Here is a 24254-nt window from a genome sequence, read left to right as displayed (position 1 = left end):
CTTATTGTTCTGTCAGCGTGCGTACGCAGACGCCGCTTTCGAGCCGCGCCAGCAGGGCGTGGTCACTGATGCCGAAACCGATCTGGCTGACCGCCATGGCGGCGATGGCCGTGGCGGTGCACAGGGCTTGCTCAGGCGTGCTACCGCTGAGCAGGCCATGCACCATGCCGGCCAGCAGCGAATCGCCGGCGCCCACGGTGCTGGCGATGTCGACGGTGGGCGGCAACGCTTGCAGGGTGGGCTGGGCGCTGAACCAGGTGACGCCCAGGGCGCCCTGGGAGATGACCACGTTGGCGATGCCCTGGGCCAGCAGGCGCTTGGCCACGGCGGCCTGTTGCGCCGGGGTGTCGATGCGCTCGCCGAACACTTCGCTGAGCTCGTCGGTGTTGGGTTTGATCAGCCACGGCTGGGTGGCCAGGCCGGCGCGCAGGGCGGCACCGCTGGTGTCCAGGGCCACTTTAAGGCCCATGCCTACCAGTTTTTCCAGCAACGCCTGCAGCCACTGGGCGCTGATGCCCCGCGGCAGGCTACCAGCAACCACTACGGCATCGTGGCCAGGGGCGATTTGCACCAGGCGCGCCAGCAGCGCGGCCTGGGCGTCGTCGTCGACGAAGGCGCCGGGGCCATTGAGGTCGGTGATGCGCCCGCCGCTTTCGGCCAGCTTGATGTTGCTGCGGGTCTCGCCCGGCACGCGGATGAACTCGTCGGTAAAGCCCCGGGCCTTGAACAGCGCCTCGAACGGCAGGGCATTGTCCTGGCCGAGGAAACCGGCCACGGTCAGTTCATGGCCCAGGTCGGCCAGCACCTGGGCGACGTTGACGCCCTTGCCGGCGGCGTGGCTGTGCATGGCGGTGCTGCGGTTGACGTCGCCCACCAGCAGGCTGTTGAGCTCCACGGTCAGGTCCAGCGCCGGGTTCAGGGTGAGGGTCAGAATCTTGGCCATCAGGCGTTCTCCACCAGGGCGCGCACTTCCAGGGCGCTGCCCAGGCCCAGCGCGGTCTGCGCCAGGCCTTTCGCTTCGCTCAGGGTCAGCTCGCGGACCCCGGCCTTCACCTCGGCAATGCTGCGCGCCGAGACACTCAATTCATCCACGCCCAGGCCCACCAGCAGCGGCACGGCCACGGGGTCGGCGGCCAGTTCGCCGCAGATGCCCACCCATTTGCCATGGGCGTGGGCGGCCCGCACGGTGATGTCGATCAGTTGCAGCACCGCCGGGTGCAGGCCGTCGGCCTGGGCCGACAGGGTCGGGTGGCCACGGTCGATGGCCAGGGTGTACTGGGTCAGGTCGTTGGTACCGACGCTGAAGAAGTCCACTTCCTTGGCCAGCACCGGCGCCAGCAGGGCGGCAGACGGCACCTCGATCATGATGCCCAGTTGCAGGTCGGCCACCGGGATTTCCAGGCGCAGGCGCTCGGTCATGTCGCGGGCCTGGCGCCACTCGTCGACGCTGCCGACCATGGGGAACATGATGCGCAGCGGGCGGTTGTCGGCGGCGCGCAACAGCGCGCGTAGCTGGCTTTCCATGACGTCGGGGCGTTGCAGGGTCAGGCGGATGCCGCGCACGCCGAGGAAGGGGTTTTCTTCCTTGGCGATCGGCCAGTACGGCAGCGGCTTGTCACCGCCCACGTCGAGGGTGCGCACCACCAGCGGCCGGCCGGCCAGGCCGTCGAGCACGCGGCGGTATTCGGCTTCCTGCACGGCCTCGTCGGGGGCCTGGGCGTGGGCCATGAAAATCAGCTCGGTGCGCAGCAGGCCGACGCCTTCGGCGCCCTGCTCCACGGCGGCCTTCACGCCGGCGCTTTCACCGATGTTGGCGAATACCTCCACGGCGTGGCCGTCGCGGGTGACCGCAGTTTCCAGGCGGCGGGCGTTGGCGGCTTCCTGGCGGCGGGCGCGCTGTTCACGTTCTTCGATGGCCTGTTGGCGCACCGCGTCGCTGGGGTCGACGATAAGTTGGCCGCGCTGGCCGTCGAGCAGCAGCGGGCAGCCGGACGTCAACAGCAGCACGGCGTCGCCGGCACCGACGATGGCCGGGATGCCCAGTGCGCGGGCGACGATGGCGCTGTGGGCGGTAGCGCCGCCACGGGCGGTGAGGATGCCGGCCACGCGGGCCGGGTCCAGGCGCGCCACGTCCGAGGGGCCGACTTCATCCATCACCAGAATGTAGGGTTGGCTTGGTTCGTCGAGGCTGGCCACGCCACACAGCTGCGCCAGCACCCGGCGGCCGATGTCGCGCAGGTCGGCGGCGCGCTCGGCCAGCAGCGCGTCGGCCAGGCTTTCCTGCTGCACGGCGGCGGCTTCGATCACGCTGATCCAGGCGGCGGGGGCGCTTTCGCCCTGCTTGAGGCGGCCGGCCACTTCGTCGGTCAGGGCCGGGTCGTCGAGCATTTCCTGGTGGGTGACGAAGATCTCGCGGATGGCCTTGGCCGGGCTGCGGCGGATCAGGCCTTCGATGTCTTCGCGCACCTGCACCAGCGCGCCTTGCAGGCGCTGGTGTTCAATGTCATGGGATTCACCGCGCAGCGGGTAATCGAACGTCTGCAGCACGTGCACATGGGCCGGGCCCATGGCGATGCCCGGCGCGGCGGCGATGCCGTTGATCTGCTGGCCGGCCACCGGCGCCTGCACCTTGGGGGTGATGACCGCCACTTCCTCGACCTGCACCACCGTGGTTTCCACCACCAGCGGCAGCGGCTCGACTTCCTCGCCCAGGCCACCTTCCACCGCGGCCAGCAGCGCTGGCAGGGCGTCGTCGGCAATGCTCGGTTCGGCGATGAACTCCAGCACCTGGCCACGGCGGGCGCCCAGGCTCAGCAGCTTGCTCAGGCTTTTCGCCGACACCGCCGGCTCATGGCTGTCGACCACGCGCAGGCGAATCTCGCCGTCAAAGCTCTTCGCCAGTTGCGCCAGCTCCTTCGCCGGGCGCGCGTGCAGGCCGTGGGCGTTGGGCAGGCCGATGCGCGCGCTGGGCCAGTCGGCCGGCAGCTCGCCACCCAGCACTTCCAGCACCGCGCGGGTGCTGGTGGCGCGGCCCAGTTCCTGGCCACGCCCCTCGATCAGCAGGGCGCACAGGCGTTCCAGCAGCGCCTGGTGGGCCTCGCCCAGGCTGGCCAGGCAGAACAGCCCGGTCAGCGGCTGGCCCAGGTAGCGCAGCGGTTGTTGCGGGGTAACGAAGGCCAGGCCGGGCTTTTTCACCGTCTGTTCGCTGTGCAGCCACCACAGGCCATCGCCCAGGGGCAGCGCCTCGACCTGCTGCAGAATAGCGGCGAAGCCGTTGCTGACGCAGTCGGCCTGGCGCAGCAGGCGGGCGCCGCGCCACACCAGTTCTTCGAAGTCTTCGGCGGCCACGCTGAGGCTGATCATCTGCGCGTCCAGCGCCAGCTCTTGCGGCGCACCCTGCAGCAGTTTCAACAACGCTTCGGGGCTGCTGGCGCGGCGCAGCGCCTGGCCCAGGTCGGTCTCGCCCAGGGCGCGGGTCAGCAGTTGCAGCAGGCGCAGGTGTTCGTCGGACTTGGCGGCGATGCCGATGGCCAGGTAGACGATCTGGCCGTCGCCCCAGTCCACGCCGTCGGGAAACTGCAGCAGGCGCACGCCGGTGGCGTGCACCAGGTCGCGGGTGTCGGGGGTGCCGTGGGGAATGGCGATGCCCTGCCCCAGGAAGGTCGAGCCCTGAGCTTCACGGGCTTGCAGGCCGGCCAGGTAGCCCTCGGCAACCAGGCCATCAGCCACCAGTTTGTCGGCCAGCAGGTGCAGGGCGGCGGGTTTATCCACCGCCGTCTGGCCCATGGATATCTGCTCTATAGTGAGCTCGAGCATGCCAATCTCCTTTGCGGCATCCGGCGGATGCAGAAGTCTTGTTTTAAGGGTTCAGCATAGGGCCGAAATCACGGCCTGGTCAGCCCCTGGCTGGTTGACGCCCATCAGCTGGTATTCCACGAACCATAACCTGACCGGTCCGACAGAAAAATTTTCGGCAGAAAACGTCCAAGCTGAATCGTTTAACCTAGAATGACAGGCACGTTACCCGATAATCTTCAGGCATTGAAGCCCAACTGACGGTGGCGCTGCGACATTGGTCGGCTGCCACCGCGCCTCATGATCGTGAAAAATGCGTAGGCCTGCGCGTTTAGCGCGCCGTATAACAAGGAATACTCGGTTGAAACTCAGTGATATTGCCCGCCTCGCCGGAGTGTCGGTGACCACCGCCAGCTATGTGATCAACGGCAAGGCGCAACAGCAGCGCATCAGCAAGACCACGGTCGAACGCGTGCAGGCGGTGGTGCAAGAGCACGGCTTCACGCCCAACCCCCAGGCCGCCGGCCTGCGCAGCCGCCACACCCGCACCCTGGGCTTTATCCTGCCCGACCTGGAAAACCCCAGTTACGCACGCATTGCCAAGCGCCTGGAAAAACGCGCGCGCGAGCACGGCTACCAGCTGCTGATCGCCAGCTCCGACGACGAGCCGGCCAGCGAGCTGCAATTGCAGCAGCTGTTCAAGGCCCGCCGCTGCGACGCGCTGTTCGTGGCCAGTTGCTTGCCGCCCGGCGACACCAGCTACCTGGAGTTGCAGGACAAAGGCATGCCGGTGGTGGCCATCGACCGAGTGCTGGACGAAACCCGGTTCTGCTCGGTGGTCAGTGACGACCGCAACGCCGCCCTGCAACTGACCAGCAGCATCCTGCGCCCGGCGCCCAAGGACATCGCCCTGATTGCCGCACGCCCCGAGCTGAGCATCAGCCGCGAGCGGGCCGCCGGTTTCCACCAGGCGGTGGAAGGCTTCAAGGGCAAGGTGCTGGTGGCCGAGGGCGAGTCGTTCAGCCGTGAGTGCGGCCGCCAGTCGATGCTGCAACTGATCGAGCAACTGGGGCACCTGCCCGAAGCGCTGGTGACCACCTCCTACGTGCTGCTGCAAGGGGTGTTCGACGTGCTGCAAGGCCACCAGGCCGAGTTCCCGTCGCTGCACCTGGCCACCTTCGGCGACACCCAGTTGCTGGACTTCCTGCCCCTGCCCATAAACGCCATGGGCCAGCAGCACGACCTGATCGCCAGCACCGCGCTGGAACTGGCGCTGGCAGCGGTGGAGCGCAATGAGTACCGGCCCGGCGTGCACGCCATCGCCCGTACCTTCAAACAGCGCATCTTCGAGGCCTGAACCATGGGGCTGATCGACACCCACACGCATCTGGATTTCCCGGATTTCGACGTCGATCGCCCTGCCCTGCTGGCCAACGCCCGCGCCCTTGGCGTGGAGCGCATGGTGGTGCTGGGCGTGCACCAGGCCAACTGGCAGCGCGTGTGGGACCTGGTGCAAGGCGACGGGCAGCTGTACGCCGCCCTGGGCCTGCACCCCGTCTACCTGGACGAGCACTCACCCGCCCATGTACAGGAGTTGCACAACTGGCTGGCCCGCCTGGCGGGGCACCGCCAGTTGTGCGCGGTGGGCGAGTTCGGCCTGGACTATTTCCTTGAGGACCTGGACCGCGACCGCCAGCAGGTGCTGTTCGAAGCCCAGCTGGCCCTGGCGGCCGAGTTCGAGTTGCCGGTGTTGCTGCACGTGCGCCGCAGCCACGCGGCGGTGATCGCCACGCTCAAGCGCTTCAAGCTCAAACGCGGCGGCATCATCCATGCCTTTGCCGGCAGCTACGAAGAAGCCCGGGAATACATGAAGCTGGGCTTCAAGCTGGGCCTGGGCGGCGCGGCCACCTGGCCGCAGGCGGTGAAGCTGCGCAAGACCGTGGCGCGCCTGCCGCTGGAAGCCGTGGTGCTGGAGACCGACGCGCCGGACATGGCGCCGGTGATGTTCGCCGGCCAGCGCAACAGCCCCGAGCACCTGCCGCAGATTGCCCAGGCGTTGGCCGAACTGATGGGGGTGGAGCTGCAGGCACTGGGCGCGGCCAGCACGGCCAACGCCTGCGCGCTGTTCAACTGGTAGGGCGTTATTCGAACAGGGTGCAGGCCATTACCAGCGCGTCTTCGCGGCCACCGGCAATCGGGTAGTAATCACGGCGACGGCCAATCTCGTTGAAGCCGAAACGCTCGTACAGGCGGTAGGCCGAACGGTTGCTGTCGCGCACTTCCAGGAAGCACTCGCGCCCGTTCATTTCGTAGGCGCGGCTCATCAGCCGTTCCAGCAGGCGCAGGCCCAGGCCGCGGCCCTGGCTTTCGGGCTTGACGGTGATGTTGAGCAGGTGCGCCTCGTCGATGATCACGTTGATCACGCCGTGGCCGACCTGCTGTTCACCCTCGAACATCAGCCAGATCTCGTAGGACTTCAGCCCGTCGAGGAAGATGCCGCGGGTCCAGGGGTGGCTGTAGGCGGCGTATTCGATTTTCAGGACGGCTTCAAGGTCCGCCTCGGTCATGCGGCGGAAGGTTACGGCATCACTCATTGTTCGGTTTCCAGCGCGCCATCAGTTGGCGCATGGCTTTCCAGACGTCCGCCTTGCGGTGCGGCTCGTCCATCAACAGTTCCAGGCCCGGCAGGCACCAGGCGCTGCCCAGCCCTTCCACCTGCAACTCACGGTAATAATCTTCGGCAACGGCCTCGCCAGCGAAACGCACGGCCGGCAGGCCCACCAGCCACAGGCAGGTGCAGGGGGCGTCTTCCAGACGCGCCAGGACGAAGCCCTGGACGAAATCGCGCGCCGCTTCCGGACCCTGGTCGAGGTTGCCGCGCACCAGCAGCGGCCAGCGCACCGGCTCGCCGATGATCTGCGGGGCGTCGGGCAGGCCGGCGGCGCGCAGCATGTCCTTGAGCAGCAGGTAGGCCGGGTCGCGGCTCTGGAACGGCTCGCCGGTGGGCAGCTCCACCAGGATCAGGCAGGCACCGGCGCGCAGCAGCTGCAGGGCGAAGCGCGGCGGCGGCGCCTGCACCACCTTGGGCGCCACGGGCGCGGCTTCGGGCTCGGCCACGGGCTTGCTGACGGCCTTGGCCGTGGGCCGCGGCACTTCTATTTTCGGGCGCTCGATTTTCGGCCGCTCCGGCGCGCGGGCCACGGCGGCGCCGGCTGGCGGCTGCTCGACGACGGGCGGCTCGAGGGGCGCAGGCGGCGCCAGCAACTCGGGGCGCGACGGCGCGGCGAACGGCAATTCGGTGCGCGGCAGCCATTGCACCACTTGCATGGCGGCCAAATAAGCGCGGCGACTGGATTCGATCAACAAAGCGCGGCCATCTGTGGATAAGTTAAACGCCAATTCTACCGCCGTTCTGTGCGCCGCGCCGCAGTTGATGCGCACAAAGCGCCGGCAAGTCGATCAGGGGCTCAATGATCGGGCGATTGATGCAGTACAATCGGCGCTTTTATTTGGCAACGAGTCGGCCATCCAATGATCGAACCCAAGCGCGTCTTGCGCGCACTCGCCGAACACTGGGCCTTGCTGGAACCGCTGTGCGCCCATTTTGACCAGGGCACGCTGAGCCTGAGCGAACTTCGCCAGCAGGTCGCCGCCCAGCAACTGGACGCCACGCCGCAGGACATTACCGCGGTGCTGGACGTGTGGATCCGCCTGGACATCCTGGTGCCCGTGGCCAAGAGCCCGAACCGTTTCGAGCTCAATGCCCAGATCCACGACTTCCTCGCCTACCTGCGCCGTGAGCACCGGCTGGGCCTGTGCCTGGAGATCGAGGCCTACCTGCGCCACCTGGAGCGTCTGGCCGGGCATATCCAGGACGCCTTCGACATTCGCGATGGCAACGACCTGGCCCGCCAGCTGCGCCTGCTGGACATGCGTATCCGCGACGTGCTGAAGAAGCTCGACAACGACGAGCAGGCCCTGGTGGCCGTGGCCGAGCGCGCCAAGACCAGCGACCGGCAGATCCCGCTGCGCCAGCGCTACGCCGAGGTGCTGGCCACCTGGGACGAGTACGTGGAGCCGATGATCCAGCTGGTGAACGCCGACGGCGCGTTCGAGCAGGGCGTGCGCAAGGTGGAGAACGTGCTGCTGCGCATGCTCACCGAGCAGCAGCGCCTGGGCCACCTGGTGGACGACGACATGTTGCTGCGCACCCACGCGCGCATCCTGGAAATGCAGACCCGCGCCCAGCTGACCCTGCGTCACGCCCGCGAGCTGCTGCTGCCGCTGCGTGAAGAAGCGCGCCGGCACAACGCCGTGACCCGCGGCGCGGCCCTGGCCCTGTCGGCCATTCGCCGCAAGGGCCTGGACGCCGTGCCCCAGGCGGCCATGCCAATGTTCACCCGGCCGCAGAGCACCTTCCTTGGCAGTGCCAGCCAGGTGGAAGCCTACGTGTACGCCCTGGCGCGCTTCGAGGCCAAGCCGGCGCAGTTCCCCAAGGCGCACAAGGTGCGCGACGGCGAGGCGCCCAAGGCGCCGCGCACGGTCAAGGAGATGCTCGACCGTTGCGAGGACGCCCTGCCGCTGCCCGACCTGATGGTGTGGCTGCTGGAACAGGAACCCGAAGGCGCCACCGACGAGCTGCTGTATTGGTTCTCGCGCCTGTCGCGGGACAAGCGCTTTGCCCGCGAGCGCCTGGAGCGCCGCGAATACCACACCCTGGAGCACCGCGTCAGCCTGCGCTCCTTCGCCCTGCTTTCCAGCGCCGACACGCCGTTGCCGGCCCCGCTGGAACCCTCTGCGAGCACTGCACATGAATCTTGATCTGTCCGAAATGTCCCAGCTGGCGCCGATCTTTCGCGAGCTGTACAAGGGCTTCCACATCAGCCGCCGGGACCCGGAGCTGTACGCGCAGCTGTCCAACCTGCAGGACCAGTACCGCGGCCTGTTCCGCGCCCTGGGCTTCGACCTGGTGTGCGACACCCGCGGCTTCTATTACTTCGTGCCCGAGCAGGCGGCCGCGCAGGTCAACAAGACCGCCCAGCGCCTGTCGCTGTTCACCTTCATTTTGGTAGAACACCTGGCCGACCAGGGGCGCGACCCCATGGCCGTGCTCGACGGCGGCAGCATCGGCCGCGACGAGCTGCCTTCGCTGCTGGAAAAATACCGTGACCTGTTCCTGCAGGCCGAGGTGCAGACCCCGGAAGAGCTGGAAGAGAAAATCATGCGGCGCATGACCCAGCTGGGCTTCGCCGGCGAGGAGAACGGCGTGTACCGTTTCCTGCCGCCGATGCACCGCTTCCTCGACGTGTGCCTGTCGGTGCAGCAGGACCGCAACCTGGCGGCCAGCCTGCACAGCGACCTGCCGTTGCCGACCCCAGTGCTGGTGGATGACGACGACATCATTGTCATCGACGACGAAGAGTCGGAAGAAGATGCGCTGGCACGCGCCATCGCCGAAGAACAGGAGATCGACGCATGAGCCAGGAACGCTACGGCATCCGCCGCTTCGCCCTGCTGAACACCGCCGGCTACAGCCTGGGCCTGTTCCCGCTGGAAAACCCGCTGTCGGTGTACGGTGCCAACAACCTGGGCAAGTCGGCCTCGATCAACGCGCTGCAGTTCCCGATTCTGGCGCGCATGTCGGACATGAGCTTCGGCAAGTACAGCCTGGAGCAGTCGCGGCGCTTCTACTTTGCCAGTGACACCAGCTACATCCTCTGCGAAGTGTCGCTGCCCCACGGCCCCCACGTGATTGGCGTGGTCGGCCGCGGCCCGGGTGGCGGCTTCGGCCACCAGTTCTTTGCCTACAAGGGCGAGCTGGACCTGGCCCACTACCAGAAGAACGACACCTGCCTGCGCCAGAAAGAGCTGTTCAGCAACCTGGAGCGCAACGGCCTGAAAGCCTACGAGCTCAAGCCTGACGAACTGCGGCGCTTGCTGGTGGGCGGCCACACCTCGGTGCCGCTGGACCTGACCCTGATTCCGCTGCGTTCCACCAGCGAGCAGAGCCTGAAGACCTTCCGCGCGCTGTTCATCAACCTGCTGCACATGCGCGAGATCACCGCGGCCAAGCTCAAGCAGCTGTTCCTCGATGCCTTCGAGCACAGCCTGCGTTCGGGCAGCGTCGACTACATCGCCGCGTGCGAAGAAGCCTTCCGCGATGTACGCCGCATGGAGCAGGACTACAACTCGCTGGTGTCCGCCGGCCCGCTGGTCGAGGCCCTGGCCAACGGCGTGCGGCAGCGCGACATCCTGCGCGGCAAGCTGCACCGCATCTCGCCGGTGCTGGATTCGCTGCTGGGCACCTGGCAGGACTACTCCGGCGCGCGCAAGGAAGAGCTGGTCATCCAGGCCGAGCACTACCGCAAGGAACAGGACTCGCTGCAGAACAACCAGCGCGGCGGCACCCAGGAGCTGATGCGCCTGGAGCGCGAGATCACCGGCGTGCAGCGCTGGCTGGGCGAGCTGTCGGTGCTCAAGCACCGCTTTGCCCTGGTGGACGACGTAAAGGTGCTGGAGCAGCAACTGCTGGCCGCCAAGGACGCCCACGACGAGCTCGCCGGTGCCCTGGCGCAGTCCCGTCAGTTCAGCGCCGAAGACCTGGAAGAGCGCCTGCGCGACCTGGAAAAACGCCTGAAGTCGGTGCGTCAGCAGCTGGACCATGCCGACAACAACAGCTACGCCCGCCTGCGTGAAGAGTTCTCGCAGCAGGACGTGGAACGCCTGATGCGGCTGTTCAACAGCGCGCTGTTCAGCCTGCCGCTGGGCGAGCAGGGCATTGCCCTGGATGACAGCGACGCCTGGGTGAAATCCCTGGAAGCCATCCTCGACAGCTTCAAGGGCGAGCGTTTCGAAGTGCCGGGCATTTCCATCGACCTGTCGCACATCGAGCCCCCTGCCCTGCAGGCGCTGGCCGACCGCGCCGCCCTGCGCGAGCAGAAGGAGCGCCTGGAGAAAGAACTCAAGCAGCTCAAGACCCAGCAGGCCGTGGCCTCCGACCGCGCGGCCAGCAAGGAGCAGACCGAGGCCCTGTACCAACAGGTGCTGGATGCCCAGAAAGCCCTGGAAGACTTCCGCCGCGCCCAGACCCTGGGCGCCGAGGAAGGCGACAAGCTGGAACAGCTGGCGCAGATGGAAGCCGCCCAGGACGAGCTGAAGCGTTCGAGCGACGCCTTCACCGAGCGCGTCCAACAGCTGTCGGCCAAGCTGCAACTGGTGGGCCGGCAGATCGCCGACATGGAAGCCAAGCAGCGCACCCTGGACGACGCCCTGCGCCGCCGCCAGCTGCTGCCTGCCGACCTGCCGTTCGGCACGCCGTTCATGGAAGCCGTGGATGACTCCATGGACAACCTGCTGCCGCTGCTCAACGACTATCAGGACAGCTGGCAAGGCCTGCAGCGCGTCGACGGTCAGATCGAGGCGTTGTACGCGCAGGTGCGCCTGAAGGGCGTGGCCAAGTTCGACAGCGAAGACGACATGGAGCGCCGCCTGCAACTGCTGATCAACGCCTACGACCACCGCAGCGAAGAAGCGCTGACCCTGGCCAAGGCCCGCCGCGCAGCCGTTACCGACATTGCCCGTACCCTGCGCAATATCCGCAGCGACTACGACAGCCTCGAGCACCAACTGGCACTGTTCAACCGCGAGATCAACAAGCGCCAGGTGTCGAACCTGCAGAGCTTCCGCATCGTGTTGGCCCCCAACAAGGAAGCGCTCAAGCACATCGACCAGATTATCCACAGCGCCGGCCAGTACGAAGAAGGCGAGACGTTGTCGGTGTTCGACCTCAGCCAGAGTGCCGAGCAGGACAACAAGAACGAAGAGGCCAAGGAATACCTGGCCCGCCTGGTGGCCGCCAACCACAACCAGCTGGGCCTCAAGGACCTGTTCGAACTGGCCTTCGAGATCACCAAGGTGCACGGCCAGCCGGTGATACACACCGATATCGACGGCGCGGCGTCCAACGGCACCACCATGACCATCAAGGCGCTGACCAACATGTACCTGTTGCTGCACTTGATGGACCGCGACCTGGCTGGCCGCATTCGCCTGCCGTACTACCTGGACGAGGCGGCGGACATCGACGAACGCAACCAGTCGGCGCTGCTGGAAACCAGCCAGCAGCTGGGCTTCGTGCCTATCCTGGCCAGCGTGAAGCCGCAGGTGTCGGCCCACGTGGCCATCGACCTGGAAGGCGGTAGCGGGCCTAACGGCATCTACATCGATGAGTCGGACTGGAAGTACATCCGTCGTCACGATGCGGTGAAGGCGGTGGTCGTGGATGATGAGGCTGAAGAGGTTTCGGCCTGATGTGAGCATGATGGCATGACAAAAAAACCACCCTCTTGGGTGGTTTTTTTGTGCCTTTGAGGGGGGCCCGATCTTTACGTGGGGGCTTCGGACGCGGCCTGTGGCCGCTGCTACGAGAGGCGTTCGTGGGATTTTCGGGCGCCGAAAAGACAAAACCCCCACCTGCCTGCGCAGATGGGGGTTTCGGAATTTAATCTTGACGATGACCTACTCTCACATGGGGAAACCCCACACTACCATCGGCGATGCATCGTTTCACTGCTGAGTTCGGGATGGGATCAGGTGGTTCCAATGCTCTATGGTCGTCAAGAAATTCTGTAGCCAGGATGCCCTTTGGGAGGCACTCCAGCGAATCGGGTATGTGATGGTATTTGTGAAATGCAAACTTTCGGTTCGTATCATCTTCACAACACCGCAATCTGGTCGTTCGACGCAAATTGCTTGGGTGTTATATGGTCAAGCCTCACGGGCAATTAGTATTGGTTAGCTCAACGCCTCACAGCGCTTACACACCCAACCTATCAACGTCGTAGTCTTCGACGGCCCTTTAGGGAACTCAAGGTTCCAGTGAGATCTCATCTTGAGGCAAGTTTCCCGCTTAGATGCTTTCAGCGGTTATCTTTTCCGAACATAGCTACCCGGCAATGCCACTGGCGTGACAACCGGAACACCAGAGGTTCGTCCACTCCGGTCCTCTCGTACTAGGAGCAGCCCCTCTCAAATCTCAAACGTCCACGGCAGATAGGGACCGAACTGTCTCACGACGTTCTAAACCCAGCTCGCGTACCACTTTAAATGGCGAACAGCCATACCCTTGGGACCGGCTTCAGCCCCAGGATGTGATGAGCCGACATCGAGGTGCCAAACACCGCCGTCGATATGAACTCTTGGGCGGTATCAGCCTGTTATCCCCGGAGTACCTTTTATCCGTTGAGCGATGGCCCTTCCATACAGAACCACCGGATCACTAAGACCTACTTTCGTACCTGCTCGACGTGTCTGTCTCGCAGTCAAGCGCGCTTTTGCCTTTATACTCTACGACCGATTTCCGACCGGTCTGAGCGCACCTTCGTACTCCTCCGTTACTCTTTAGGAGGAGACCGCCCCAGTCAAACTACCCACCATACACTGTCCTCGATCCGGATAACGGACCTGAGTTAGAACCTCAAAGTTGCCAGGGTGGTATTTCAAGGATGGCTCCACGCGAACTGGCGTCCACGCTTCAAAGCCTCCCACCTATCCTACACAAGCAAATTCAAAGTCCAGTGCAAAGCTATAGTAAAGGTTCACGGGGTCTTTCCGTCTAGCCGCGGATACACTGCATCTTCACAGCGATTTCAATTTCACTGAGTCTCGGGTGGAGACAGCGCCGCCATCGTTACGCCATTCGTGCAGGTCGGAACTTACCCGACAAGGAATTTCGCTACCTTAGGACCGTTATAGTTACGGCCGCCGTTTACCGGGGCTTCGATCAAGAGCTTCGCGTTAGCTAACCCCATCAATTAACCTTCCGGCACCGGGCAGGCGTCACACCCTATACGTCCACTTTCGTGTTTGCAGAGTGCTGTGTTTTTAATAAACAGTCGCAGCGGCCTGGTATCTTCGACCGGCATGGGCTTACGGAGCAAGTCCTTCACCCTCACCGGCGCACCTTCTCCCGAAGTTACGGTGCCATTTTGCCTAGTTCCTTCACCCGAGTTCTCTCAAGCGCCTTGGTATTCTCTACCCAACCACCTGTGTCGGTTTGGGGTACGGTTCCCGGTTATCTGAAGCTTAGAAGCTTTTCTTGGAAGCATGGCATCAACCACTTCGTCGCCTAAAGGCAACTCGTCATCAGCTCTCGGCCTTAGAATCCCGGATTTACCTAAGATTCCAGCCTACCACCTTAAACTTGGACAACCAACGCCAAGCTGGCCTAGCCTTCTCCGTCCCTCCATCGCAATAACCGGAAGTACAGGAATATTAACCTGTTTTCCATCGACTACGCTTTTCAGCCTCGCCTTAGGGACCGACTAACCCTGCGTCGATTAACGTTGCGCAGGAAACCTTGGTCTTTCGGCGTGGGTGTTTTTCACACCCATTGTCGTTACTCATGTCAGCATTCGCACTTCTGATACCTCCAGCAAGCTTCTCAACTCACCTTCACAGGCTTACAGAACGCTCCTCTACCGCATCACCCAAAGGGTGATACCCGTAGCTTCGGTGCATGGTTTGAGCCCCGTTACATCTTCCGCGCAGGCCGACTCGACTAGTGAGCTATTACGCTTTCTTTAAAGGGTGGCTGCTTCTAAGCCAACCTCCTAGCTGTCTAAGCCTTCCCACATCGTTTCCCACTTAACCATGACTTTGGGACCTTAGCTGACGGTCTGGGTTGTTTCCCTTTTCACGACGGACGTTAGCACCCGCCGTGTGTCTCCCATGCTCGGCACTTGTAGGTATTCGGAGTTTGCATCGGTTTGGTAAGTCGGGATGACCCCCTAGCCGAAACAGTGCTCTACCCCCTACAGTGATACATGAGGCGCTACCTAAATAGCTTTCGAGGAGAACCAGCTATCTCCGAGCTTGATTAGCCTTTCACTCCGATCCACAGGTCATCCGCTAACTTTTCAACGGTAGTCGGTTCGGTCCTCCAGTCAGTGTTACCTAACCTTCAACCTGCCCATGGATAGATCGCCCGGTTTCGGGTCTATACCCAGCGACTAAACGCCCTATTAAGACTCGCTTTCGCTACGCCTCCCCTATTCGGTTAAGCTCGCCACTGAATATAAGTCGCTGACCCATTATACAAAAGGTACGCAGTCACAGAACAAGTCTGCTCCCACTGCTTGTACGCATACGGTTTCAGGATCTATTTCACTCCCCTCTCCGGGGTTCTTTTCGCCTTTCCCTCACGGTACTAGTTCACTATCGGTCAGTCAGTAGTATTTAGCCTTGGAGGATGGTCCCCCCATATTCAGACAAAGTTTCTCGTGCTCCGTCCTACTCGATTTCATGACCAAGAGATTTTCGCGTACAGGGCTATCACCCACTATGGCCGCACTTTCCAGAGCGTTCCGCTAATCTCAAAGCCACTTAAGGGCTGGTCCCCGTTCGCTCGCCACTACTAAGGGAATCTCGGTTGATTTCTTTTCCTCAGGGTACTTAGATGTTTCAGTTCCCCTGGTTCGCCTCTTGCACCTATGTATTCAGTACAAGATAACCATCTTATGATGGCTGGGTTCCCCCATTCAGACATCTCCGGATCACAGTCTGTTTGCCGACTCCCCGAAGCTTTTCGCAGGCTACCACGTCTTTCATCGCCTCTGACTGCCAAGGCATCCACCGTATGCGCTTCTTCACTTGACCATATAACCCCAAGCAATCTGGTTATACTGTGAAGACGACATTCGCCGAAAATTTGCAATACAATCACAAATTTTACCTTAGCCTGATCCGTTACCAGTGAAAGTAACGTTCAGTCTATCTTTCTATCACATACCCAAATTTTTAAAGAACGATTCTGATAAAGTTCAGAAATCAACATTCGATGCGAATGCTCATTTCTAAGCTTTGTCGGTAGGTGGTGGAGCCAAGCGGGATCGAACCGCTGACCTCCTGCGTGCAAGGCAGGCGCTCTCCCAGCTGAGCTATGGCCCCAACAAGAAACTGGTGGGTCTGGGCAGATTCGAACTGCCGACCTCACCCTTATCAGGGGTGCGCTCTAACCAACTGAGCTACAGACCCAGTTAAGAGCTGTTACCGATATCGTCTTCTTCAATGAATCAAGCAATTCGTGTGGGAGCTCATGATACAGCTGATGTCGTCGATTAAGGAGGTGATCCAGCCGCAGGTTCCCCTACGGCTACCTTGTTACGACTTCACCCCAGTCATGAATCACACCGTGGTAACCGTCCCCCCGAAGGTTAGACTAGCTACTTCTGGTGCAACCCACTCCCATGGTGTGACGGGCGGTGTGTACAAGGCCCGGGAACGTATTCACCGCGACATTCTGATTCGCGATTACTAGCGATTCCGACTTCACGCAGTCGAGTTGCAGACTGCGATCCGGACTACGATCGGTTTTGTGAGATTAGCTCCACCTCGCGGCTTGGCAACCCTCTGTACCGACCATTGTAGCACGTGTGTAGCCCAGGCCGTAAGGGCCATGATGACTTGACGTCATCCCCACCTTCCTCCGGTTTGTCACCGGCAGTCTCCTTAGAGTGCCCACCATAACGTGCTGGTAACTAAGGACAAGGGTTGCGCTCGTTACGGGACTTAACCCAACATCTCACGACACGAGCTGACGACAGCCATGCAGCACCTGTCTCAATGTTCCCGAAGGCACCAATCCATCTCTGGAAAGTTCATTGGATGTCAAGGCCTGGTAAGGTTCTTCGCGTTGCTTCGAATTAAACCACATGCTCCACCGCTTGTGCGGGCCCCCGTCAATTCATTTGAGTTTTAACCTTGCGGCCGTACTCCCCAGGCGGTCAACTTAATGCGTTAGCTGCGCCACTAAAGACTCAAGGTCCCCAACGGCTAGTTGACATCGTTTACGGCGTGGACTACCAGGGTATCTAATCCTGTTTGCTCCCCACGCTTTCGCACCTCAGTGTCAGTATCAGTCCAGGTAGTCGCCTTCGCCACTGGTGTTCCTTCCTATATCTACGCATTTCACCGCTACACAGGAAATTCCACTACCCTCTACCATACTCTAGCTTGCCAGTTTTGGATGCAGTTCCCAGGTTGAGCCCGGGGATTTCACATCCAACTTAACAAACCACCTACGCGCGCTTTACGCCCAGTAATTCCGATTAACGCTTGCACCCTCTGTATTACCGCGGCTGCTGGCACAGAGTTAGCCGGTGCTTATTCTGGCGGTAACGTCAAAACAGCAAGGTATTAGCTTACTGCCCTTCCTCCCACCTTAAAGTGCTTTACAATCCGAAGACCTTCTTCACACACGCGGCATGGCTGGATCAGGCTTTCGCCCATTGTCCAATATTCCCCACTGCTGCCTCCCGTAGGAGTCTGGACCGTGTCTCAGTTCCAGTGTGACTGATCATCCTCTCAGACCAGTTACGGATCGTCGCCTTGGTGAGCCATTACCTCACCAACTAGCTAATCCGACCTAGGCTCATCTGATAGCGCAAGGCCCGAAGGTCCCCTGCTTTCTCCCGTAGGACGTATGCGGTATTAGCGTTCCTTTCGAAACGTTGTCCCCCACTACCAGGCAGATTCCTAGGCATTACTCACCCGTCCGCCGCTGAATCGAAGAGCAAGCTCTTCTCATCCGCTCGACTTGCATGTGTTAGGCCTGCCGCCAGCGTTCAATCTGAGCCATGATCAAACTCTTCAGTTCAATACTGCAATCGGGTTTTGAGAAAACCCTATAAACTTGGCTCAGCAATCGTTGGTTAAACCATGATTTCTCGTGGAGTAACTTATGATGCCGATAATCTTTTTGACTATCAGTCTGAGTCACAAGCACCCACACGAATTGCTTGATTCAATTGTTAAAGAGCGGTTGGTTGATTCTTTCGTCTCAACCGAGGCGCGCATTCTACGCTTTCCTCAGAGCCTGTCAAGCGTTTATTTTGAAGTTTTTCAGAGAATCTCTAACAACTTCAACCACTTGGCTCGCTTCGATCTCTCGTTAGCGGGAGGCGAATTCTACAGCAACTTGCGTTGCTGTCAACTGCCTTTTTCACCGCTTTCGACGTTAAGATCGAAACCCTTCGGAGCTGCTTACTTCGGTTAACTCGTTGAGTTTCAAGGAGTTTTCCGTTTCGGTTGCGCCGGAAGTGGGGCGAATTATAGAGAGATTCGAGGGGAGGTCAAGGGTTAATTTCGGCAAATTGTCTTTAAAGTCAAAAGCTTCCGGCAGGCGACCGCGTTACGGCCACCAGGCGCATGTCGGGAGAGGTTCAGGCGTCATGACATCGAGCGCCGCCCGCGCGGCGCGACCCGGCCTAACGGCCGGTGCTACATTTGTTGCAACGTGCCCCGCTATAGAGAGGCGTTGGCGGGGGATTAGCGGCGGCTGAGGCGCGGGATGCGGGAGGCCAGTGCGGGCACCCGTAGCGTTAGCAACAACGCCCCCACCACCGCATACACCGCCCACTCCTTCAGATCCGCGCGCACCACCCACAGGAAATGCAGCAGCCCCAAACCCAGCACTATATAAGCCAGCCGGTGCAATAGCTTCCAACGCCGGCCCAGGCGGCGCTGGCTGAAGCGGTTGGAGGTGACGGCCATCAGCAGCAGGCAAACAAACCCCAATGCGCCGACGATGATGTATGGCCGTTTGCGCAACTCCACGCCAAGTTGCCCCCAGTCCAGACCAAGCACAAAGAACAGGTAGGCTGCCAGGTGCATTACCACGTAGGCGAAGCACCACAACCCCAGCTGCCGCCGCACGCTGATCCAGCCCGGCCACCCCGTCAGCTTCTGCAGCGGGGTCATGGCCAGGGTCACCATCAACAGCACCAGGGTACCCAACCCCAGGCGATCCACCAGCACTTTGCCCGGGTCTGGGCCCAGGGCAAAGATCCACGCCTGGTACACCCACCAGAACGGCCACACGCCAGCCAGCAGAAACACACTCAACCGCCACCACAGATAACGCATCAATAGTTCTTCCGCAGATCCATACCACTATAAAGAGAAGCCACCTCCTCCCCATAGCCATTGAACATCAGGGTATCGCGCACGTTCGGGCTGAACAGCCCGCTGGGCAGGCGGCGCTCGCGCGCCTGGGTCCAGCGTGGGTGGTCGACCGTGGGGTTTACGTTGGCGAAGAAGCCGTACTCGTCCGGCGCGATGTTCTGCCAGGTGGTTTGCGGCTGCTCTTCCACCAGGCTGATGCGCACGATGGACTTCACCCCCTTGAAGCCGTACTTCCACGGCACTACCAGGCGCAGCGGCGCGCCGTTCTGGTTGGGCAGTTGCTGGCCGTACATGCCCACCGCCAGCAGGGTCAGCGGGTTCATCGCCTCGTCCAGCCGCAGCCCTTCTATATAAGGCCACTGGATCAGGGCGAAGTCCGAGCGCATGCCGGGCATGACCTTGGGGTCTTGCAGGGTCTCGAATCGGATGTACTTGGCCTTGGAGGTGGGCTGCACCTGCTTGAGCAGGTCGGCCAGCGGGAAACCCAGCCAGGGAATGACCATGGACCAGGCCTCCACGCAGCGCATGCGATAGATGCGCTCCTGCAGCTGGTACGGCTTGATGAAGTCTTCCAGGGCGTAGCGCCCCGGCTTGCCCACCTCGCCATCGACGACCACCGTCCACGGTTCGGTCTTCATACCGCCGGCATTGGCCGCCGGGTCGCCCTTGTCGGCACCGAACTCGTAGTAGTTGTTGTAGCTGCTGGCGTCCTTGAAAGGCGTGATGGCCTCCCCCGCCACGGTCATGGCCTGCCACTGGGTGGCGGCGAGCTTGTCCTTGAACCAGGCAGGTGCACCACCGGCATCGGCGCCGGCGTAACGCGAGGGCTCGGCAGCAGCGGCCAGGCGCGGCAAGCCCGCAGCCGCCAATGCAGCCATGGAACCGCCCAGCAGGGCGCGACGGGAGAAGTAGATCGAGGCAGGCGTGACCTCGGACTCTTGGCAGTCCGAGGCTTTGGGGAACTTGATCAGCATGGCGACTCCGTAACCTGGTCGTTAGCGACAGGCTACGGAGTATGCCGCGATCAGGCCGGCTTGTGCCGACTCTTGCGTAACAGATATTGAATCGGGCCGGACGCTGCGTAGCAGAGGAAGATCAGCAGCAGGATGCGCGGCGGGTCGCTGAACACCACGGCGAACACCAGCACCACGGCCAGGATAGCCACGAACGGCACGCGGCCCTTGAGGTCCAGCTCCTTGAAGCTGTTGTACTTGATGTTGCTGACCATCAGCATGCCTGCGGCCGCTACCAGCAGCGCCACCAGGAACGACAGCTTGGAGCCCTGGATGCCGTAGTCGCTGAACGCCCACACGGTACCGGCCACGACGCCGGCTGCAGCCGGGCTGGCCAGGCCGATGAAGTAGCGTTTGTCAGCCTTGCCGACCTGGGTGTTGAAGCGCGCCAGGCGCAGCGCGGCACCGGCTACATAGATGAAGGCGACCATCCAGCCGACCTTGCCCATGTCGCCCAGCGCCCAGCCAAAGGCCAGCAACGCCGGCGCCAGGCCGAAGGCGACCATGTCCGACAGCGAGTCGTACTCGGCACCGAACGCGCTCTGGGTGTTGGTCATGCGTGCCACGCGGCCGTCCAGGCCATCGAGGACCATGGCGACGAAAATGGCAATGGCGGCAAAGGAGAAGTACTTCGCGGCATCGGCGGAATTGCCGGCGCTCAGTGCACTTTGCGCGCTGATGGAATTGATGATCGAGTAGAACCCGGCAAACAGGTTTGCCGTGGTAAACAGGTTGGGCAGCAGATAGATGCCGCGGTGCCGGACTTTACGCCCTTCTGCGTCATGCCCTTCTTCGACATGTTCATCGATCGGCAGCAGGCTTTCGGCGTCAGAGGCCGTGTGCGGCTCTTCGGGACGTTCGCTCATGGACAGTACCTTGCAACGGTGTGGAAAGTTTCGACAGACGTCTGCGACCAGGGTTCGACCGCAAACGTTGCAGCTTTATACCAGAACCTGACCACCATAACGAAAAAACGCGGCCGAAGCCGCGTTTTCATCGCCACGAACTTGTATCAGTTCTTGGTTTTGTCGACGATTTTGTTCGCCGAGATCCAAGGCATCATCGAGCGCAGTTGCTCGCCGATGACTTCGATGCCGTGGGCGGCGTTGTTGCGACGCTTGGCGGTCATCGAAGGGTAGTTGGTAGCGCCTTCGCTGATGAACATCTTGGCGTATTCGCCGTCCTGGATGCGCTTCAGGGCGTTGCGCATGGCCTGGCGGGATTCGGCGTTGATGACTTCAGGGCCGGTCACGTACTCGCCGTATTCGGCGTTGTTGGAGATCGAGTAGTTCATGTTGGCGATACCGCCTTCGTACATGAGGTCAACGATCAGCTTCAGTTCGTGCAGGCACTCGAAGTAGGCCATTTCTGGCGCGTAGCCCGCTTCAACCAGGGTTTCGAAACCGGCTTTCACCAGCTCGACGGTACCACCGCACAGTACGGCTTGTTCGCCGAACAGGTCGGTTTCGGTCTCGTCCTTGAAGGTGGTTTCGATGATGCCGGTGCGGCCGCCGCCGACGCCCGAAGCGTACGACAGGGCGACGTTCTTGGCGTTGCCCGAAGCGTCCTGGTAGATAGCGATCAGGTCAGGGATACCGCCGCCCTTGACGAACTCGGAACGTACGGTGTGGCCCGGGGCCTTTGGCGCGATCATGATCACGTCCAGGTCAGCGCGTGGCACAACCTGGTTGTAGTGGATCGAGAAGCCGTGGGAGAAGGCCAGGGTAGCGCCTTGCTTGATGTTCGGCTCGATTTCGTTCTTGTACAGGGCGCCCTGGAATTCGTCCGGGGTCAGGATCATGACCAGGTCGGCAGCGGCGACGGCAGTAGCCACGTCGGCAACTTTCAGACCGTGGGCTTCAGCCTTGGCAACAGTGGCCGAGCCTTTGCGCAGACCGACAGTGACGTCAACACCGGAGTCTTTCAGGTTGCACGCTTGAGCGTGGCCCTGGGAGCCGTAACCGATGATGGCAACTTTCTTGCCCTGGATGATGGACAGGTCGCAGTCTTTGTCGTAGAAAACTTTCATGAAATTACCCCTGTTATCTTGGCCGGTGGCCATACGCTAATTTGGTTGAGGGTGGCGGGCTGTCCCGCCACCTTTACTGCCTTGTTCAGATGCTCAGCACTTTATCGCCACGTGCGATGCCGGTGACGCCGCTACGCACGGTCTCCAGGATCGAGGCGGTGCCGATGGCCTGGATGAAGCTGTCGAGCTTATCGCTGGTCCCGGCCAGTTGTACGGTGTAGACACTGCTGGTTACATCAACGATCTGCCCGCGGAAGATGTCCGTGGTGCGCTTGATCTCGGCGCGCTGGGCGCCGGTAGCCTTGACCTTGACCAGCATCAACTCACGTTCGATGTGCGCGCTTTCCGACAGGTCGACCAGCTTGACCACTTCGATCAGTTTGTTGAGGTTCTTGGTGATCTGCTCGATCACTTCATCGTGGCCGACAGTGGTCAACGTCAGGCGCGACAGGGTCGGGTCTTCGGTGGGCGCCACGGTCAGGCTTTCGATGTTGTAGTTGCGTTGCGAGAACAGCCCGACCACACGCGACAGCGCACCCGGTTCGTTTTCCAACAGCAGGGAAATAATGTGCCGCATGATTAGGTACGCTCCGTCTTGCTCAGCCACATATCGCGCATCGAACCGTCTTTGATCTGCATCGGGTAGACGTGCTCGGTGACGTCGACCTGGATGTCCAGGAACACCAGGCGGTCCTTCATGGCGAAGGCTTTTTCCATCATCGGCTTCAGATCTTTCAGATCGGTGATGCGCATGCCGACGTGGCCGTAGGCCTCGACCAGCTTGACGAAATCAGGCAGCGATTCCACGTACGAGTGCGAGTGACGGCCACCGTAGCTCATGTCCTGCCACTGGCGAACCATGCCCAGCACGCCGTTGTTCAGCAGGATGATCTTCACCGGCAGGTCGTACTGCAGGCAGGTGGACAGCTCCTGGATGTTCATCTGGATGCTGCCTTCACCGGTCACGCAGGCCACGTGCGCATCGGGGAAGCTCATCTGCACGCCCATGGCGGCAGGCAGGCCGAAGCCCATGGTGCCCAGGCCACCGGAGTTGATCCAGCGGTTCGGCTTGTTGAACTTGTAGTACTGCGCCGCGAACATCTGGTGCTGGCCCACGTCCGAGCTGACGTAGGCGTCGCCGCCGGTCACTTCGCACAGGGTCTCGATCACGGTCTGTGGCTTGATCAGGCTGCCGTCGCCCTTGTTGTAGGGGAACAGGCCTTTGTCGCCGCGCCACTCGTCAACCTGCTTCCACCAGCTGGCCACCGATTCCTTGTTCGGGGTTTCGCCGATTTCCTTCAGGGTGGCGACCATCTCGGTCAGCACGCTGTCCACTGGACCAACGATTGGCACGTCGGCCTTGATGGTCTTGGAGATGGACGCCGGGTCGATGTCGATGTGGATGATCTTGGCGTTCGGGCAGAATTTGCTCGCGCCGTTGATCACACGGTCATCGAAACGCGCGCCCACTGCCAGGATCACGTCGGCGTGGTGCATGGCCAGGTTGGCGGTGTAGCTGCCGTGCATGCCCAGCATGCCGACGAACTGACGGTCCATGCCCGGGTAGGCGCCAAGGCCCATCAGGGTGTTGGTCACCGGCAGGTTCAGCAGCTGCGCCAGCTCGGTCAGTTGCGCCGAGCCACCGCCCAGGATCACGCCACCACCGGCGTACATCACCGGACGCTTGGCGGCCAGGAGCATTTCCACGGCCTTGCGGATCTGGCCAGAGTGGCCACGGACAGCCGGGCTGTAGGAACGCAGCTTGGCCTTTTTCGGGTAGACGTATTCGAACTTTTCCGCCGGGTTGGTCATGTCTTTCGGGATGTCGACAACGACAGGCCCCGGACGACCGGACTGCGCCAGGTAGAAGGCTTTTTTCATGACTTCGGGGATTTCGGACGCGTGCTTGATCATGAAGCTGTGCTTCACGATAGGCCGGGAAATACCGATCATGTCGGTTTCCTGGAACGCGTCGGTACCCACCAGGGTGGAAGCAACCTGGCCGGACAGCACCACCATGGGGATCGAGTCCATGTAGGCGGTGGCGATACCGGTGATGGCATTGGTCGCGCCCGGGCCGGAGGTCACCAGTACCACGCCGGCCTTGCCGGTGGCACGGGCGTAGCCGTCAGCCATATGGGTCGCGGCCTGCTCGTGACGAACCAGGATGTGTTCCACTTCCGGTTCTTTGAACAGGGCATCGTATACATGCAGGAGAGCACCACCAGGGTACCCGTAGATGTGCTTAACGCCTTCGTCACGCAAAAAGCGGACGACCATCTCAGCGCCAGATAAAAGCTCCACGTTGTTCACCTCTAAAACGCCAGAATACCGCTCCATGGGAACGGGTCTTAATAGGTTTACTGCCAGCAGAGCATGAGCGACGGTGGTCGCCGACGTACGTCAGCACTGACTGAGCAAGTATTGGGACTTCCCCAAAGTGTTGCGGGGGTTTC

Annotated in this window: 15 protein-coding genes, 2 tRNA genes and 3 rRNA genes; 5 read left to right on the top strand and 15 right to left on the bottom strand. The window is 61.8% G+C overall.

Annotation, left to right across the window (positions count from 1 at the left end):
- Position 1 precedes the first annotated feature (1 nt).
- Both pfkB and ptsP read right to left on the bottom strand, forming a co-directional pair.
- On the bottom strand, positions 2 to 943 hold the full coding sequence (gene pfkB / locus AC0J42_RS04505) for a 1-phosphofructokinase (RefSeq protein WP_416422451.1): 942 nt from the start codon (positions 941 to 943) through the stop codon (positions 2 to 4).
- Entirely contained in the window at positions 943 to 3816 is a 2874-nt protein-coding gene (ptsP, locus tag AC0J42_RS04500) for a phosphoenolpyruvate--protein phosphotransferase (RefSeq protein ID WP_473005358.1), read from the bottom strand. Before ptsP ends, pfkB begins: the two co-directional genes overlap by 1 nt.
- Positions 3817 to 4156: 340 nt before the next feature.
- Here ptsP and cra point away from each other — a divergent pair, with 340 nt between their 5' ends.
- Together cra and AC0J42_RS04490 are read left to right on the top strand one after the other, a co-directional pair.
- Positions 4157 to 5152, top strand: coding sequence for a catabolite repressor/activator (gene cra, locus AC0J42_RS04495; protein ID WP_416422449.1), 996 nt, complete (start codon positions 4157 to 4159; stop codon positions 5150 to 5152).
- A 3-nt stretch (positions 5153 to 5155) separates the two neighbouring features.
- On the top strand, positions 5156 to 5932 hold the full coding sequence (locus tag AC0J42_RS04490) for a TatD family hydrolase (RefSeq protein ID WP_473005357.1): 777 nt from the start codon (positions 5156 to 5158) through the stop codon (positions 5930 to 5932).
- A 4-nt stretch (positions 5933 to 5936) separates the two neighbouring features.
- Here the strand turns inward: AC0J42_RS04490 and rimI are convergent, their stop codons facing one another.
- Both rimI and AC0J42_RS04480 read right to left on the bottom strand, forming a co-directional pair.
- Positions 5937 to 6389 (bottom strand): ribosomal protein S18-alanine N-acetyltransferase, encoded by a 453-nt coding sequence (gene rimI, locus AC0J42_RS04485; protein WP_027976748.1) that lies wholly within the window; start codon positions 6387 to 6389, stop codon positions 5937 to 5939.
- On the bottom strand, positions 6382 to 7161 hold the full coding sequence (locus tag AC0J42_RS04480; RefSeq protein WP_473005356.1) for an energy transducer TonB: 780 nt from the start codon (positions 7159 to 7161) through the stop codon (positions 6382 to 6384). The genes rimI and AC0J42_RS04480 overlap by 8 nt, the downstream gene beginning before the upstream one ends.
- 165 nt (positions 7162 to 7326) lie before the next feature.
- On the opposite strand from AC0J42_RS04480, the gene mksB reads away from it, so the two are divergent.
- From mksB to mksF, 3 genes are read left to right on the top strand one after another with little or no spacing between them, the layout of a single operon-like run.
- Positions 7327 to 8616 (top strand): Mks condensin complex protein MksB, encoded by a 1290-nt coding sequence (mksB, locus tag AC0J42_RS04475; RefSeq protein ID WP_416422445.1) that lies wholly within the window; start codon positions 7327 to 7329, stop codon positions 8614 to 8616.
- Positions 8606 to 9274: an Mks condensin complex protein MksE gene (gene mksE, locus AC0J42_RS04470; RefSeq protein WP_416422444.1), complete on the top strand. Its 669-nt coding sequence runs from the start codon at positions 8606 to 8608 to the stop codon at positions 9272 to 9274. The genes mksB and mksE overlap by 11 nt, the downstream gene beginning before the upstream one ends.
- Positions 9271 to 12105: an Mks condensin complex protein MksF gene (gene mksF, locus AC0J42_RS04465; protein ID WP_473005355.1), complete on the top strand. Its 2835-nt coding sequence runs from the start codon at positions 9271 to 9273 to the stop codon at positions 12103 to 12105. The genes mksE and mksF overlap by 4 nt, the downstream gene beginning before the upstream one ends.
- 194 nt (positions 12106 to 12299) lie before the next feature.
- Here mksF and rrf read toward each other — a convergent pair.
- The 11 genes from rrf to AC0J42_RS04410 form a co-directional block, all read right to left on the bottom strand.
- Positions 12300 to 12415: ribosomal RNA gene (gene rrf / locus AC0J42_RS04460) — 5S ribosomal RNA — on the bottom strand.
- Positions 12416 to 12557: 142 nt separating this feature from the next.
- A 23S ribosomal RNA gene (locus AC0J42_RS04455) occupies positions 12558 to 15450 on the bottom strand.
- A 215-nt stretch (positions 15451 to 15665) separates the two neighbouring features.
- Positions 15666 to 15741 (bottom strand) — tRNA-Ala (locus AC0J42_RS04450).
- A gap of 10 nt (positions 15742 to 15751) precedes the next feature.
- Positions 15752 to 15828 (bottom strand) — tRNA-Ile (locus AC0J42_RS04445).
- An 84-nt stretch (positions 15829 to 15912) separates the two neighbouring features.
- Positions 15913 to 17449 (bottom strand): 16S ribosomal RNA (locus AC0J42_RS04440).
- Together the 16S, 23S and 5S rRNA genes with 2 tRNA genes alongside form the textbook arrangement of a ribosomal RNA operon.
- A 671-nt stretch (positions 17450 to 18120) precedes the next feature.
- Positions 18121 to 18717, bottom strand: a complete 597-nt coding sequence (gene msrQ / locus AC0J42_RS04435) for a protein-methionine-sulfoxide reductase heme-binding subunit MsrQ (RefSeq protein ID WP_473005354.1) — start codon at positions 18715 to 18717, stop codon at positions 18121 to 18123.
- Complete coding sequence (msrP, locus tag AC0J42_RS04430) at positions 18717 to 19730, bottom strand: protein-methionine-sulfoxide reductase catalytic subunit MsrP (RefSeq protein ID WP_473005353.1); 1014 nt, start codon at positions 19728 to 19730, stop codon at positions 18717 to 18719. Before msrP ends, msrQ begins: the two co-directional genes overlap by 1 nt.
- Positions 19731 to 19780: 50 nt before the next feature.
- Positions 19781 to 20635, bottom strand: coding sequence for a CDP-diacylglycerol--serine O-phosphatidyltransferase (gene pssA, locus AC0J42_RS04425; protein WP_416422440.1), 855 nt, complete (start codon positions 20633 to 20635; stop codon positions 19781 to 19783).
- Between the two features lie 146 nt (positions 20636 to 20781).
- Entirely contained in the window at positions 20782 to 21798 is a 1017-nt protein-coding gene (ilvC, locus tag AC0J42_RS04420; protein ID WP_416422439.1) for a ketol-acid reductoisomerase, read from the bottom strand.
- Between the two features lie 85 nt (positions 21799 to 21883).
- Entirely contained in the window at positions 21884 to 22375 is a 492-nt protein-coding gene (gene ilvN, locus AC0J42_RS04415) for an acetolactate synthase small subunit (protein ID WP_416422438.1), read from the bottom strand.
- A gap of 2 nt (positions 22376 to 22377) precedes the next feature.
- On the bottom strand, positions 22378 to 24102 hold the full coding sequence (locus AC0J42_RS04410; RefSeq protein WP_473005352.1) for an acetolactate synthase 3 large subunit: 1725 nt from the start codon (positions 24100 to 24102) through the stop codon (positions 22378 to 22380).
- Positions 24103 to 24254 lie beyond the last annotated feature (152 nt).

Source organism: Pseudomonas sp. Tav-5-1A (assembly GCF_055755055.1).
The sequence above is the reverse complement of the archived record's forward strand: the minus strand, read 5'-3'. Positions and strand labels throughout refer to the sequence as shown.

Coding starts and splice junctions, on each gene's coding strand:
- ilvC (WP_416422439.1), bottom strand. CDS start 21,798: ATGAAAGTTTTCTACGACAAAGACTGCGACCTGTCCATCATCCAGGGC.
- ilvN (WP_416422438.1), bottom strand. CDS start 22,375: ATGCGGCACATTATTTCCCTGCTGTTGGAAAACGAACCGGGTGCGCTG.
- mksF (WP_473005355.1), top strand. CDS start 9,271: ATGAGCCAGGAACGCTACGGCATCCGCCGCTTCGCCCTGCTGAACACC.
- msrP (WP_473005353.1), bottom strand. CDS start 19,730: ATGCTGATCAAGTTCCCCAAAGCCTCGGACTGCCAAGAGTCCGAGGTC.
- pfkB (WP_416422451.1), bottom strand. CDS start 943: ATGGCCAAGATTCTGACCCTCACCCTGAACCCGGCGCTGGACCTGACC.
- msrQ (WP_473005354.1), bottom strand. CDS start 18,717: ATGCGTTATCTGTGGTGGCGGTTGAGTGTGTTTCTGCTGGCTGGCGTG.
- ptsP (WP_473005358.1), bottom strand. CDS start 3,816: ATGCTCGAGCTCACTATAGAGCAGATATCCATGGGCCAGACGGCGGTG.
- pssA (WP_416422440.1), bottom strand. CDS start 20,635: ATGAGCGAACGTCCCGAAGAGCCGCACACGGCCTCTGACGCCGAAAGC.
- AC0J42_RS04490 (WP_473005357.1), top strand. CDS start 5,156: ATGGGGCTGATCGACACCCACACGCATCTGGATTTCCCGGATTTCGAC.
- mksE (WP_416422444.1), top strand. CDS start 8,606: ATGAATCTTGATCTGTCCGAAATGTCCCAGCTGGCGCCGATCTTTCGC.
- rimI (WP_027976748.1), bottom strand. CDS start 6,389: ATGAGTGATGCCGTAACCTTCCGCCGCATGACCGAGGCGGACCTTGAA.
- mksB (WP_416422445.1), top strand. CDS start 7,327: ATGATCGAACCCAAGCGCGTCTTGCGCGCACTCGCCGAACACTGGGCC.